Here is a 15,188-nt window from a genome sequence, read left to right as displayed (position 1 = left end):
TTCTTCACCTGACTCTAGTAACATTATTCCAGGGCGTGAAGACAGGAACATAAAAACCGTATATATATAGATACACAAACAACAATGAGTACCATAATGATCGAAATATGGCCCTTGTCATGCAAGTAGAAAAGGATTTCCACTATGTTTGCTACCCCTTATCCAAACCATCAGTCCACGGTTCTAAGGCGCATCAGAGGCTCTCTGGTGCCACTTCTCCTGCTCTGTATCCTGTCTTATGGCTGCGCTTCAACCCCATCCGCCAGCACCGCTACCCCGACAAACACCAATGCCACACCCACCCCGACGAAACAGGCGGCAGGCGTGGTACTCTATCAATCTGACTGGTCGCGGGGACTCAAAGACTGGCATGCTTCGGCCGGGTGGAAGATTAAAGGCAATACGCTTCAGACCGATCTAGGTGAGAATCGTTCGCTCCAGATTCCCTATACCCCGACCACTTCCAACTATTCGGTCGAGTACCGCGTCCAGATTGTGAGCGTGCCCAAAGATGGAGGCTACTTTATGCTCAATGCCGATCCGGCAACGGGCAGAGATGGCTACCAGGCCCACATCCTCAACCTCCTCACGCCAACCCAGCATGGCTACGCCACCCATCCGCTCTCTGAAATCGTCATCGAACCATTTGAACATGAGATGGATGACGCTAGCCCCCAGGTTCTCGACTACGTGCCGGGCAACCAGTGGCACACCTATCGCGTCGATATCCGAGGAGAACGCGCCCTCTTCTATATCGATGGTCACGGCGTCAGCCGCGCCAGTAGCGCCAAAACCAACAGCCTGTCCCAGGGGCCCATCCGCCTCGTCTGCGGCAAAGCCATCCTCAACATCGGCCCCATCCGCGTTCTCTCCCTGTAGGTGCCGGGCTTGCCCCGGCTTGGAGCCGAAGGCGACCCCGTCCCCGGCCACCCACTTCCCACCGGAGGTGCCGGGCTTGCCCCGGCTTGGGTCGCGAGCTTTGCGATGCGGCCCCTCGCGGGCGCTTATAACGCGTTGCCGCTCTCTTCGGGCGCGCCCACCCGCAGCACAAGCTCCCATCCGGTGGCGGCCTCGAAAGTGCTGCGCGCGTCATCTTTGGCCTGCTGGCTCATGACGCCGTTGCCGGTGAAGATGATGCGCTGCCGCCCATGATCGATCTGGGGCGTGCCAATGATCCTGGCGTCGATCGGGATCAGTCGGCGGGCGGTGTTGATGAGGGCCTTCACGTGGACGCGCTCGTGGAGCTCAACGCCCCAGCCGGTCTGTTCTTTGATCTGCAGGAAGCGCTGCGCGTAGCGTACACGGGCCCCCTGTGGAAAGTAGAAGTGCAGCCATAGGCAACCGCGCCTGGCATCCACGCCGATCTGGTACAGGTCTTCGGCGTCGCTGAGTAGCTCGCTGGCTTTGGCCATCGCCTGCACCTGGGAGACGCGAGCACCGGGATCCTCCTCAACCAGCATTGGGCTCGCTTCCTGCGTCTGCTCTTCTACCGTCTGCTCCTGATTAGGGGACAGCTCTGGCTCCAGCTGACGACCGTCCTTGGAGATGGGGCCGCTCTGCAGGGTCATGCCCTGCATTTCGAGCGTCCAGGCCGTCTCGGCCGCGAACTGTCGCTGCGCCTCGTAGACCGCTTCGACCTCGGCGCTCCCTTTGCAGAGCACGCCTACGGTGTTGCGGTCCCAGTAGATGGAGGGACGCCCGAGGGCTTCCAGTCCATCCGGTAGCATGCTGTGCGCCATGGCGACCAGCGCCTCCTGGCTCGGCGTCAGCGGATAGATCTGGACGGTCCAGCCGGTGCTCTCTTCGATCTGCTGGAAGATGGCTCCATAGCGCTGCTGCGCGACCTCGGGAAATTCGAAGCGTGCCCGCAGCACATAGTTGGCCTTGTCCATCCCAACCTTGAGAAAGCCAGCCAGTCCACTCAATAGCGTGCGCGCATAGCTGATCGCCTGTTGCTCCTGTACGGGCGCGCCGCCGCTTCTCACTGGCCCAACCGGTGCGCTACTGGTTGGAACGCTCTCTGGGGATTTCATGGATCGCTCTCCACCGACCTTGAGGCCAGCCACCTCCAGCTGCCAGCCGGTCTCTTTCAGGACACGCTGCTGGGCCGCTTCCAGCTCTTCCTCGCTCGCCTGCCCCGAACAGGTGAAGCGAATCACGCGCTGCTCCACAAAGATGGAGGGATTGCCCTGGGCGCTGAGGCCCTCGGGCAGCATCTGCAGGACGAGCTTGCTCAACTCTCCCAATGGCGTGTGCGGGGAGATGATGATGTTGACACTGGTCTCTTCGGCGGCGGCCTCCAGCCGTTCGTGATAGCGCTCCCAGGCTCCCTCGGGATAGATGAAGGTCAGGGTGACGTCTCCGCTCTCGCCATCGACGCTGCGCCGCACCATGTCGGATGGCGTTCCTATATAACGCTCGATGGTGGTGAGGATCCAGTTCTGGTCGGGCCGTTCGCGCTGTTCGGGTTCGGTCAGGGCCTCACTCCACGTCGGCGCCAGCCCGTAGTGGACCGGGCCAGACCCCTCTACCAGGTCGTCGAGCTGCTCGAAGAGGCGGGGATGCTGCTGCACCAGCTTGGCGATCGCCAGTCGTTCCTCTATCTTGTGCTGTGAGACCCCGGCTAGCTCACACAGATCAGTCAGGGTATAGCTTTCGTCTGGCTGGCAGCTGCGGGCCAGTTCATGGGCCGAGAGCCCCCGGCGTATCCTGCGCGCGTTGCGCACGCAGCTGGTCAGCGTCTCCTTCTCGCTTAACCCTTCCTCATAGGGCAGGCGTCCAACCACCTCGATCAAAGATCTCAGGGGGAAGCGCGTGCGATCATTCGCTTCGCCGCGTGGGAAGAGGACACGCAGGGTCTCGCGGGCAGCGATGGCCCGGCATAGCACCGGCTTGGAGGCGGATGGATTGGTGCGCAGCAGGATGATGCGTCCGACCAGCTGGCGCAGGCGGTCTTCCTGCTCGTCCTCCTCCGTATGCCTCACATAGTAGGCTTCAGCGATCTCGCCGGCGGGGATAAAATATGGCTCGTCGTAGGGCTGCTCTTCTTCCAGGACGTCGTAAAGCCACATGGCGTGCTCGGGGATGGCGCGCTCACCATACCAGACGTTGACAAGGTCGCGCACCGTCACCACCTGGTACGAGGGGACGTGCTCCAGGGCACGCCAGAGCTGTTCCAGGTTGGAGGCGTTGAAGATGCCATCCGGCTCGCCAATCCCATACGGCAGGCTTTCGGGCTCGATGACCATCTCAACCACTGGCGCAGGCTCAACCGCCAGTTTCTTCTTCTGCCGCGCGCTCAGATCCAGGGTCTCGCCATTGCGCGGCAAGAGAACCTCGCTCTGCTCCAACAGGGTCTGCAGGGCGCGCCGGGCGTCGTCATCACCGTGCACCAGCGCCACGCGTTTTGGCTTGAGATGCGCCGCGTACGAGGCCAGCTCCCCTCCATCGGCGTGCGCTGACAGGCTGTACTTGGCCACCGTACACTGGACCGCGATCTGCTGGTCCTCAAGTTCCAGCGTCTCTTTCTTGTTTTCGGCCAGGTCCAGCAGCCGCTTGCCCGGCGATTCTTCGTCCTGGTAGCCAGTGATCAGGATGGAGGCGTTGGGATTGCTGGCCAGCCGGGCGGCGTACCAGGCGCTGGGACCACCGGTCAGCATGCCTGAGCTGGCGATGATACAGGCGGGGGGACCATCCAGGATCGTCTGCCGCTCCCTGGCGTCGCGCACAAAACTGACATTGTCGCCTTGAAAGGGCAGGAAGCCCTTGCGAATCTGCCTCCCCAGTCGTGGCGTCAGGGCTTCGGGCATCAGCTGATAGGCCGTGCAGACGCGCCGCACCAGCCCATCGACGTAGATGGGGAAGATCGGCACTACCCCTTGCTCCTGCATCGCCTGCAGCAGCAGCAGGATCTCCTGTCCACGTCCCAGACCAAAGCAGGGCAACAATACGTGTCCGCTCTTCAGCCCTTCGGCCACCGCCTCGGCCATGCGCTGCTCTTCCGCCTGTCGATTGGGATGCAGCCGGGCGCCATAGGTTGATTCCAGGATTAGTAAGTCGGGCCGCTCGATCTCCGGCGGCACCGCTCCCAGCACGGTCCGTTGCGGAGTCAGACTCAGGTCTCCTGACACCACGATGCTCTCCTGCTGGCTGCTGAAGCCCAGGCTCATAGCGCCCGCGATATGCCCCGCCCGGCTGGTGTGAATGGTGACCCCCGGCAGCTGCGCCACCGTGCAGTTCTCGCCTACCGGAATCGGCCTCACCCGGCTCAGCATGCTCCCTACCAGGACCGCTGGATAGAGCGGGATCTCCATCTCTTCAACCGCGCGCTTGTTCATGATCTTCAGCGCGTCGGCCAGCATGATCTCCATCAGCAGATGCGTGGCCCGCGACGTATAAATAGGCGCGCTCGGAAATGCCCGGTGCAGCAACGGCAGCGCCCCAATGTGGTCCGCGTGCGCGTGCGTCACGAAGATCGCCCGCACATCCTTCCCCTCCAGCAGCGCCAGGTCCGGCAACGGATCCGCCGACCGATCCACCCGCACCCCGGCATCAACCACAATCCACTGCCCCGCGATCTCGATCGCCACGCAGCTCGCCCCCACCCCGGCAGCACCGCCAGCAAAAATAACCTGCATACTATCCCATCACCTTTTCTAGCTCGTATTCTCTCACGCCTTAAGATACCGAATACATCCCATTGCATACGCATTCTATTTCTCCCATCCCACCTTGTCAACGCCGTTCTGTGATTGCACTTCCACCAATGTCTCCATAACGGAAATCCCCCCACCGATAAAGAAATCATGCCTGACCACATCATCCCACATGAAAACGTTCCCCTCCTACGACAACCTTCCGTAGGTGCCGGGCTTGCCCCGGCTTGGCCGCGCAGCGGCCCCTCCCCCGTTACGCACCTTCCACCAGCGATACCATCTCCCTCTCTATTCGCCAGCTCCTTCCAACAAACGCGTCAGCAGGTCGTACAAAGTATCGCGTTCCGCCGGCGAAAGTGGCGCGAATGACTGCGCGATCACCTCATTGTAGATGCCAAACCCTTCGTGCAGGATCGCCTCTCCGGCAGGCGTAATGCGATGGCGGATCGCCCGGCCGGGTCCACTGATACGCTCAATCCATCCGTGCGCCAGCAGCCGGCCCGCCAGGGCGCCAAAGGATTGGTCGGTCTGAAATGTCAGCTGCGCCAGCCGGTGCGACGACGCATCTGGATTACGGCTGATCGCACGCAACGCATCCCACTGCACAAGCGTAATCCCCAGCGGCATCAGCTTCGCATCAAGCGTGCGATGATGCCGATACTGCATCCCCTTAATGGCCAGCGCCAGATTCTCAAGTGTGGCCCCCATAGCCTCTCCCTCCGCTGCATTCTGCATTTATATTATGATTCATATATAAGCTTCCTTATATAAATTTGTTTATGAAAGTATAGCAGTTCTGTCGTGGAGATCGCAAGCACCTGACTACTTTAGCACTTTAAAGCACCGCAACACTGTTTGTATCGCTCCTCAAGCTACGTATGACAAAAAAAGCGCGACCATACACAATCGTGCATGGCCGCGCCTCCCATCCTCTCTATCACTGGGGCGCGTTCAGCACGTACCCCAGCGATTCTTCATAGGTCTGCCCTTCGCAGCCGGGATCAATCGACACAAAGTGGTCACTACCAGTATAGCAACGGTAGATCTGTGTCGTCCCCGCCGCTGGGCTGCTATAGATCCAGCCTTCGGTCCGCAGGACACTGGTCCCCTCACAATTGGATGTCAGTGAGATAAAGTGGTCGCTGCCACCATTGAGACAACCATAGATGGGCACCGTTCCGCTCTGACTGCTGCTAAAAACGTAACCCAGCGTCGATTCTAGATGATAGCCGCTCGTGACGCTGCCGCTGGTAATCCAATGATCGGTCGACCCATTGTAGTAGCGGTTCAGCGCGGGCGTTCCCAGCGCTGTATAGCCGACCGAGGGGTCCCAGCTGGTGGTGTCATAGGAGTTATCCCCATTATTGGCGACCTCGAAACGTACCACGTCGTTGGCGTTGACGGCGATGTTATCCACATTGGCTTCGATGCCGACCTGGTCGTTATAGGCGACCGTCTGGGGACCCCAGATGACGCTGCCGTTTTTGGTGATGCGGGCCACGATGCCGTTGCCGCCGCCAATATCCCCCTTCAGTACGCGGCCGCGTACGCTGATCGTGCCGCTGCTGGGCGAGGTCCAGGCCCTGCCGACCCAACATTGTGAGCAGCTGTCGGGATGCATGCCGAAGCGGGTAATCTGGGGGACGCTGGATGAAGTGGGCTTCCAGATGCCAGTGCTGCTGTCGTAGGGCAGGTTGCTCCAGTTCGTGCCGTCATTGCTGTATTGATACGACCACTGCTGCTGTCCCTGTGTGCCGCTATAGTCGTTGCCGGCGTTGTAGAGCGCGCTGGCCGTGGTTGCCTGTAGATTGTTGCTCAGCGTGAAGCCGCTAAAGTCGCCGCCGCCCGCCGTCGTGGTCAGGCCGGCTGGCTCGGAGTAGAGGTTATCACGAATAATTCCGGTCGGCGTGATGTCCGCGCCACCGCGTTCAATGCCACCATAGCCATCGTTGACGAAGACGTTGCCGGATACCTCGCTGTTCGTGCTGTGGTCTCCGCTGCCATGGACGGCCAGAAACTCGATGCCCGGCCCGGCGTTACCCGCGATATAGCTGTCGCGAATGCGCACCTGGTCATTGCAGCACTCATAGTCAAAGCCAGTCTGGTCGGGGGATCCAGTATTGGGGACGTTGGTCATGATGCTGTTGACGAATGAGACGTTCTGCAGACGACCAAAGATGATGCCGGCCGTCCCGGTGTTGCTGTGGCAGGCGGCTTCGTCGTTGAGGCGCGAGTTGAAGACGGTGACGTTCTGTATGTTGACCAGCCTCATCCCCTCGTCGCAGCCGGCCGCCGGGCCATTGTCGTCGTGCAGATAGAGGTCGCTGAGGGTGACGTTCTGTACCAGGTTGTGACCATCACCGCCATCGCTGGATTGCACCCCGTTGAACCAGTCGAAGGAGATGCTGTCCTGGTTGTGGGTCCCTTCAATGCCGCTGACCGTGACGTTCTGCAGCGCGTACTGGCTTGAGGTGAAGGAGACACTGCCCGTGATCTCGATGCCGGCCGAGTTCCAGATGCGGTCGTTCTGTCCACTGGTCGTGTCTCCCTGGTGGATGCCCCGGATGTCGTGGACGTAGATGTTGGAGAATTGCAGGCCCTGGTGCGATAGCGTGTCGTAGTAGACCAGGATGCCGGTGCCGGCTGAGCCGATCTCCAGGTTGTTGACGCTCCAGTAGGATGGGTCGTTCATGCGAATGGCGCGGTCGGCTTCGTTGCCGTTCCTGATGATCTTTGGGCGTGCCCCCGAACCGTAGGCGTCGATCCTGGCGTAGCTGGCGGCCGAGCCGGAGCCGTTGATAGTCATCTGCTGGTTCCAGCTGGCTCCGCGCGCCAGCAGGATCTGGTCGCCAGGGCCAAAGGTTTGCCCGTTGATGGGCGTGAAATCACACCAGGGCGCTCCCTGTGATGTTCCAGATCCGGCGTCGCTGCAGTTGGAGCCGCTCTGGTTGTTGACGTAATATGTGGTACTATTCGCCCGCGCGACTTGAACCGTAACCAGGTTGAGCGAACATAACAGGATGATAATCACTGAGACGCTACCGAGCAAAGATCCCAACTTCCTTATTGGCATTATCCTTTTTCTCCTTTGATATTAGGGATATTAAAAGATGAGGGCTCCTCCTTCTATGGGCAGAACGATTCCGGTGATAAACGAGGCTTCGTCCGAGACAAGATACAGAACTCCGTTGGCGTAGTCCTGCGTCTCCCCTGGTCTCCTGACCAGGCTATGGCGCTGGATGCGCGGCATCCCGCTCTTTTCCCAGGCCTGGCGCTGCTCCTCGGCGTTGGCGTTGATGGCGGTGGCCGCGCCGAGGGGGGCAACGGCGTTGACGCGTACGTTGTAGGGTGAGAGCGCCACGGCCAGCGCTCGCGTGAGGGCGTCAACCCCACCTTTGGAGGCGATGTAGTGGACCTGGTGGGGACTACAGATCTGGGTGGAGACCGTTGAGATATTGATGATGACGCCGCTCTGCTGCTCCATCATGGTGGGCGCGACGGCGCGGGCCAGGTAGAACATGCCGCTCAGATTGACGTTGAGCGTCTTCTGCCAGATCTCGTCGCTGATCGAGAGCAGGTCGCGAAAGGGGCAGATGCCGGCGTTGTTGACCAGGATGTCGATGCGGCCATAGCTCTTCAGGACCTCCTGTACGGCGGCGTTAACCTGCTCGGAGACAGAGACGTCGACCTCGATCGTCTGCACGCGCCGTCCCTGCAACTCGATCTCACTGACCAGGGCGGCCGCCTCCTCGTCGAGCATCCAATCCAGGATGGCGATGTCGGCGCCGTAGGCCGCCAGGGTACGGGCGATGCTGGCGCCGATGCCGCGCGCGCCACCGGTGACGATCGCCACCCGGCCATCTAGTTTATGCATTCTACCCCCCTATGTCAGGTCCAGCACGTCTTGATTTAAGCTGATGCCCAGGCCCGCCTCCTCGCTCGGTCGGATGCGGCCGTGCTCTGGATCGGGCACGCCGAGGATGGCTGCCGCCGGTCGTCCCGCGTCTCGATTCCAGGTGCGTACCCATTCGGCGAAGGGACAGTTGACCTGGCTCTTCATCAGGTGGAGTCCGGCCGCCTGCAGCCCTCCGGCGTGGGGAACAACGATCAGGCCCCAGGCGGAGGCCATGGCGCAGATCTTGCGTGTCTCGCTGATGCCGCCAACCCAGTTGATGTCGGGCTGGAAGACCGAGATGGCGCCGGTCGCCAGCAGGTCGCGATGTCCCCAGCGCGAGTATTCGTGCTCGCCGGTCGCCAGGGCTACGGGACCTGTGTAGCGCGCCAGCTTTTCGTAACCCTGAATGTTGTCGGGCGGCAGCGCCTCTTCGATCCAGCGAACCGCGTAGGGCTCGACCAGGTCGATCATGCGAATGGTGTACTCGACATCCCAGGCCATGTAGCAGTCGAGCATGATGTCTCGCTTGTCGCCGATGAGCTGGCGACACTCTTTGACCAGGTCGCGGTTCTTGAGCAGTCCCTCGCGCCCGTCGGCGGGACCATACGGCATGGCCAACTTGACGCCAAAGAACTCGTGGTTGTCCCAGTCGACGCGGTCGTTGGTTGTTTCGTAGACCGGCATGTCCTCTTTGGTGGCCCCACCCAGCAGCCGATAGACCGGCTGCTTGAGCGCCTTGCCGAAGATGTCCCACAGGGCGCAGTCGACGGCGCTGATGGCGAACATGCTCAGCCCCTTGCGGCCATAGGGAGTAGAGGCGCGGAACATCTGGTCCCACAGGCGCTCGATGTCGGTCGGATCTTCCCCCACCAGCAGGCGCGCGAAGTGCTGCTCGATGATGATCTGAACGGCCTCCCCTCCATCGGCGGTGGCCAGCCCCTCAATCCCTTCGTCGGTCTCAATGATAACAGCTAATCCCCCGAACGGTGCGGTCCAGGATGAACGCCGGGCGGCATAGCGGGGATAGATAGACATCGGATTGGCGATCACGCTCTCCGACAGCCAGGACGGCTGTGAGGCGACCTCTTGTTTTAAACGTAAACGTTGGCAGCGAATGGCGGTGATTTTCATGCTCTACCTTTCAATCGGGATACCACGCTACGCCGTCGCACCGTGGCACCCCGATATAACAGGTCTGTATCAGGATGGCTATTTGGCCCAGCTCTCGTTCCCCCAGCTGGGATTCTGCTGTATCTGGTAGTCGGCAGCGGACTTCCAGGAGGCGTCCAGCTTGCTCTGTGTGGCAGAGAGACTGGTGGTGCCGAGCAGATAGCCCTGCATGATCTGGGTGTAGTCCTGACCCTGCTGTGGCGAGAGCCCCTGCAAGGAGTAGCCGTTGGACTTTGGCGATTCTCCCCATGCGCCTTCTGAGAAGCCGCTAATCACCGATGGCGCCGTGACCCCACTTACCGAGGGGACGCCGGTGGTGGCGGTAATCCAGTCCTGTGCGTATTTGGGCGCGGTCATAAACTGCAGGAAGCGCACTGCATACTTCAGGTGATCGCCCTTGACGGTTGAGGGGATCATATAGCTGGTACCACCAGCTGTGACGCCGAACTGCGCCGGAGCGCCGGTGGAGAGCGGTGTGGTATCACTGGTGATGGTCGGGAAGCCCATGCTGCCAACCTTGAAGGTGGCCTTGGAAACCTCGGCGGCGCCGAAGTTAACACCCCAGGCCATGGCGGCGCGCCCGGCCAGGAAATCGTCCAGGTTGACGCCTGCACCAGAGAGACCCTTGATACCGGACCAGTTGGGCGTGGCACCCGTGGAGTACATGTCTTTGGCCAGCTTTAACGTCTCAACCACCTCGGGCAGACTGGCGTTGAGCTTGCCAGTCTTGATGGCGCGCACCAGGTCTTTGTTGGTCAGCGTCGAGTAGCTGCCGGGCTTGCCAGATGCATCATACCAGTTGAAGTCATTATAGTATTTGTTCATCATCTGGTTGAGGATCGAGCCAACCGGCCAGGCAATGCCGATCTGCGAGTTGTCCATCGCCATCGGCGTAATGCCGGCGGCCTTGAACTTCTTCAGCGCCGTCTCCCAGTCACTATAGGTCTTGATGGGGAAATCCACACCAGCCTTCTTGAACAGGTCCTGGTTCACGAACAAACCTACGCTCACCAGGTTGAGCGGCACCCAGTACAGGTGACCATCCGCCGCTGATGAGGTCGTCTGGTTGTATGCACGTGAGTCAAACCAGTCCATCCAATGTGGCTTTTCAGGCGCGTAAGGATTGGGCTGCTGCAGATAGCTATCCAGCGGCGTCACCTGGTATGGCTTGTAGCTGGTCTGGTTGAAGATCAGGTCGGGCGCGCTCCCCGAGGCCAGCTGAGTCGCCTCAATCTGCGAGAAATTGGAGAGCGGCAGCACGGTAATCTTGACTTTTACATTGGGATTAAGCTTCTCAAATTGCTGCACAGCAGTATCCCAGGCGGGACCAAAGCTTTTTCCACTACTGTTCCACTGGTTCGGTCCGGCCAGTGTAATGGTGATGGGGCCACCACTGCTCCCCTGCGCCTGCGACCCATTTCCGCACGCGGTGAGCAGCAACGCTCCCAACAAAAAGAGCAGACCAAACACATGACCTGAACGCCAGACAGACATCGTCTTGTTCATAGACATAAAATGAATCCTTTCCCGTAAAAATATACAAATCGCCCCCATAAGTTCGGACCTCGCGTCCGATTTCCCTCTCCCCGCACGATCACACCCACCATATGTCCGGACCTCGCGTCCGATTTCACCCTCCCCGCACGATCACACCCACCATATGTCCGGACCTCGCGTCCGGTTTCACCCTCCCCGCACGATCACACCCCCGCCGTAGGTGCCGGGCTTGCCCCCGCTTTGCCGCGTAGCGGCCCCGTCCCCGGCCGATCACACCTATTTCAACATGTCCCCACCTCCAACGACACCACCAACACCGGCGATAAAGTAGCGCGAAGCCATAAAGTAGACAACGACCAGCGGCAGACTGGCCAGCACATAGCCGGCGAAGAGAGGTCCCCACAGGGTGACGTTCTGCCCCTGCAGAAAGGCCAGTCCAGTGGTGACCGTTCGCAGGCTGTCGTCGTTGAGCGTGAGGAGCGGCCAGAAATAGTCGTTCCAGACCGTGGTCAGGGTGAGCAGAATAATGGTGCCGATGATCGGCCCCGAGAGCGGCAGCATGACGTAGAAGTAGGCCTGCCATCCCGCCGCCCCGTCGATGTGGGCGGCTTCAAATAGTTCATTGGGCACCTGCTGAAAGAAGGTACGCATTAAGAAGGTGGCAAAAATAGATCCGCTGGCGATATAGGGCAGAATCAGGGCCAGGCGCGTATTGATCAGCCCCATGTCGCGCACCAGGATAAAGAGTGGTACCAGGCTGGAGATCGATGGTACCATTAGCAGAACGGCGATCATCGTGAAGAGAAAGTTGCGACCCGGAAAACGGTAGCGGGCAAACACAAAAGCCGCGATCGAGCTGAGTACCAGTACTCCAACCATGGAGCTAACAGCAATAACCAGCGAGTTCATGATGTAAACGCTGATCTGGTTCCAGGCCACCGTGTAGTTCTCCCAGTGGAACGGCAGCGAGGGACTCCAATACGATGTATGAAACTGATTGTTGTCCTTGAGCGATGTTATGACCATAAAGACAAAGGGGAACAGGGTCAGTATGACCAGTATCATCAAGATACTGCCAATCAGAAGGTCACGACGTTCCTGGCGTGTTGCCATGCTCGGCCATCCTTTCATTCTCTCGTCGATCTTGATCTTACATACCAGTGCTCGCTGCCTCAGGCTGCCGTGACGGCCTGCTTCCTTGTGCGCAGCGATACAACGCTAAAGAGTGCGGTGATGATAAAGAGTACCGAGGATAGGGCGGCGGCATAGCCCCAGTTGCCATCGTAGAAGGCCTGGTTGACCATATAGAGCGCCGGCGTCATGGTAGAGTAGGCCGGCCCCCCGTTTGTCAGCAGGGCCATGGGGATGGCGAACTGCACATAGTTGATGATGGCCAGTACAAATAGCAGCCGGAATTGGCCTGAAATCAGCGGGATATCGATCCGTATGATGCGCGTCAGCCAGGATGCACCGTCGATGGAGGCGGCATCAAATACCTCGCCCGGAATGCTCTGCAGACCAGCCAGAAAGAGCAGAAACGGCGTGCTGGCGATCCAGGGAAATCCCAGAAACATTAACGAGTAGAGGGCGATGTTGGGATCTCCCAGCCAGTTGCGCTCCAGTGAGCTCCATCCCAGCCCGTGCAGCATGGTGTTGATCATGCCGATGTTGGGCTCATACATAAATCCCCACAGGTAGAAGACCACTACCATCGGGAACGCAATCGGGATGATCAGCAGGGTGCGAAAGATGAACTGCCAGCGCTTGCTTGAATGCGCCAGCACCAACTCGGCCGCGAACAACGGCACCACCCAGGCCAGCGTGACGCCGAAAATAAAAAATTGAATGATATTGGTAAACGAATGCACAAATACGCCATCCGACAACAGTGCCGCGAAGTTCTTCATCCCCACAAATGGCGAGTCGAACCCCGGTCGCCAATCAAAAAAAGCGTGATAGAGACCGCTTAGCGCCGGATAGTAGCTGAAGAGACCCAGCACCGCGAAGAGAGGCAGCAGCGGCACATAAAACTTCCACAGTCTGCCAACACGAACCAGCCGCCCAACCCACCTGCCATTGCGTGCCGGACCACCTTCATGCACATCAACCCTTTCAGGACGAGAAATAGTCTGCATGCAAATGCTCCTTCAACAGAGAACCAAATAAGCGCCATGCCCGGAGCATCACTGCGCCAGACACCATTGTGTTTATTTTATATGCATGAATGGATGAGCCATTCCCACCCACAGAAGTTCGCAACGTGCATAGAACAATCGATAATTCGATTTAGTAAATCAGTTTACCTACACGAAGTATAAGCAACAACCCATCCATATGTCAATAGCTTTCGAATAATTTCATTTATTTTCCTTTTCATCCACCACCATCCCTCCTCATCATGGGGACGCGTGCACGCCTCCACACGCGCGTCCGCTGCGCGGCCGCAAATTTTGTGTGTTGGTGCATGGGTGCGCATGCGCGCCCCACGCACCAACACACAACGGACTCTCCCAAAATCCCCCCCCGTAGGTGCCGGGCTTGCCCCGGCTTGCCGCGCAGCGGCTCGTACCCGAGCGCACACGATCCCCCGTAGGTGCCGGGCTTGCCCCGGCTTGCCGCACAGCGGCTCGTACCCGAGCGCACACGATCCCCCGTAGGTGCCGGGCTTGCCCCGGCTTGCCGCGCAGCGGCCTGTGCCCAGGCACTCATTTCCCCAACATGGAACCGTTCCCAATCATCGTTGGGGAAATGCGCCCTTCATATTGACAAAGAATCAATCCTTTCGTTATACTCTAGTAGAGGTAAATCGATTTATTGATTCGGTTTACTGAAGAATCCTTACCATAAACAAAGAAGCAGGGTGCCGATAGTCAATGGAAAAAATACACGCGAAAAGACCGACAATCAAGGATGTGGCGCAGTTGGCCGGGGTTTCTCGCACCACGGTTTCGCTGGTACTGAACAACGTGAGTTCCGCCAACATTTCGCCCGAGACGCGCAGCCGCATCCACAATGCCGTCGTTCAGTTGAATTACCAGCCACTGGAGGCGGCACGCAACCTGCGTACCCAGGCATCTCAAACACTTGGCGTGGCCATTCCCGATGCCCATAATCCCCACTATATGCAGATCGTGAGTGGCATCGATACCTATGCGCAGAGCCAGGGCTATAGCACATCGGTCTTTATCACCAACTTCAGCGAGGAGCGTGAACGCCTCTGCTTTACCTGGCTGCAGCAGAAGCGCAGCGATGCTTTGATCCTGCTGTCAGGTACCGGACGCGCGCTGCTCGGCGATGTGCGTTCCCTGCACGAGCGCGGCAACCTGATCACCAACCTGAGCTTCCGCAGCGATACCATGTTCGATGCCGACATCGATAGCGTGGTCCCCCAGGCCGATCTGGGTGAGCAGCTGGTGTTGCGCCACCTGGCCGAACTGGGCCATCAGCGCATCGGCTACATCTATGGCGTCGCCAACCACGAACTGCTGCGAGACCGCCTTGACGCCTGCCTGCGCATCCAGCAGCAGCTCGGCCTGCCGATACATGAGGAGTGGATCTATCGCTGCGGCCCTACCATCGACGATGGCTATCGGGCCACCCAATCCCTGCTGCAATCCCTGCCAGAAACAGACGACCAGCGCCCTACGGCACTGGTCGTCGTCAATGACCTGCTCGCCATGGGGGTGCTGGCCGCCCTCGCCCATAGCCATATTCGCGTTCCCCAGCAGATGAGCGTGATCAGCTTCGACAATATCCCCCAGGCCTCCTATACCATCCCTGCCCTGACCACCGTCGACTACAACGCGCGCCTGATCGGCGAAGAAGCGGCCCGGCTAACTATTGAACGCCTGGCCCAGCGCGACCGCCCACCCATCCTCACAGAAATCCCTCCCCGGCTCATCATCCGCCAGTCCACTGCGCCCATATGTTCGGACCTCGCGTCCGATTAAACCTCTCGGCGCACGATCACC

Annotated in this window: 10 protein-coding genes; 2 read left to right on the top strand and 8 right to left on the bottom strand. The window is 59.5% G+C overall.

The genetic code is table 11. The features are described 5' to 3' along the window. The first annotated feature begins 144 nt into the window (after positions 1-144). Positions 145-879 (top strand): 3-keto-alpha-glucoside-1,2-lyase-like domain-containing protein, encoded by a 735-nt coding sequence (locus KTT_RS24125; RefSeq protein ID WP_126599059.1) that lies wholly within the window; start codon positions 145-147, stop codon positions 877-879. A gap of 125 nt (positions 880-1,004) precedes the next feature. Here KTT_RS24125 and KTT_RS24120 read toward each other — a convergent pair whose 3' ends face one another. From KTT_RS24120 to KTT_RS24085, 8 genes are all read right to left on the bottom strand, one after another. Beyond that, the gene (locus tag KTT_RS24120) at positions 1,005-4,637 is read right to left on the bottom strand and encodes an MBL fold metallo-hydrolase (protein WP_126599056.1); all 3,633 of its coding nucleotides are present in this window, start codon (positions 4,635-4,637) and stop codon (positions 1,005-1,007) included. Between the two features lie 306 nt (positions 4,638-4,943). Then, positions 4,944-5,363: a MarR family winged helix-turn-helix transcriptional regulator gene (locus KTT_RS24115; protein WP_126599054.1), complete on the bottom strand. Its 420-nt coding sequence runs from the start codon at positions 5,361-5,363 to the stop codon at positions 4,944-4,946. A 229-nt stretch (positions 5,364-5,592) separates the two neighbouring features. Continuing rightward, entirely contained in the window at positions 5,593-7,728 is a 2,136-nt protein-coding gene (locus tag KTT_RS24110) for a hypothetical protein (RefSeq protein ID WP_126599053.1), read from the bottom strand. A gap of 30 nt (positions 7,729-7,758) precedes the next feature. Next, positions 7,759-8,529 carry an SDR family NAD(P)-dependent oxidoreductase gene (locus tag KTT_RS24105; protein WP_126599051.1) on the bottom strand — a complete coding sequence of 257 codons (771 nt, stop codon included), beginning with the start codon at positions 8,527-8,529 and terminating at the stop codon, positions 7,759-7,761. 9 nt (positions 8,530-8,538) lie between these two features. Next, complete coding sequence (locus KTT_RS24100) at positions 8,539-9,681, bottom strand: enolase C-terminal domain-like protein (protein ID WP_126599049.1); 1,143 nt, start codon at positions 9,679-9,681, stop codon at positions 8,539-8,541. 78 nt (positions 9,682-9,759) lie between these two features. After that, complete coding sequence (locus KTT_RS24095) at positions 9,760-11,232, bottom strand: ABC transporter substrate-binding protein (RefSeq protein ID WP_160146094.1); 1,473 nt, start codon at positions 11,230-11,232, stop codon at positions 9,760-9,762. Positions 11,233-11,493: 261 nt separating this feature from the next. Then, positions 11,494-12,330, bottom strand: a complete 837-nt coding sequence (locus KTT_RS24090) for a carbohydrate ABC transporter permease (RefSeq protein ID WP_126599045.1) — start codon at positions 12,328-12,330, stop codon at positions 11,494-11,496. A 59-nt stretch (positions 12,331-12,389) separates the two neighbouring features. Beyond that, positions 12,390-13,352, bottom strand: a complete 963-nt coding sequence (locus KTT_RS24085; protein ID WP_126599043.1) for a carbohydrate ABC transporter permease — start codon at positions 13,350-13,352, stop codon at positions 12,390-12,392. Positions 13,353-14,090: 738 nt separating this feature from the next. Between KTT_RS24085 and KTT_RS24080 the strand changes: the two genes are divergently transcribed. Continuing rightward, positions 14,091-15,167 carry a LacI family DNA-binding transcriptional regulator gene (locus KTT_RS24080; protein WP_126599041.1) on the top strand — a complete coding sequence of 359 codons (1,077 nt, stop codon included), beginning with the start codon at positions 14,091-14,093 and terminating at the stop codon, positions 15,165-15,167. Positions 15,168-15,188: the final 21 nt, after the last annotated feature.

It is taken from the genome of Dictyobacter aurantiacus, from assembly GCF_003967515.1.
GTDB classification, from domain to species: domain Bacteria; phylum Chloroflexota; class Ktedonobacteria; order Ktedonobacterales; family Ktedonobacteraceae; genus Dictyobacter; species Dictyobacter aurantiacus.
Note: the sequence above shows the minus strand (reverse complement) of the source record. Positions and strands in the feature narration are given on the sequence as shown.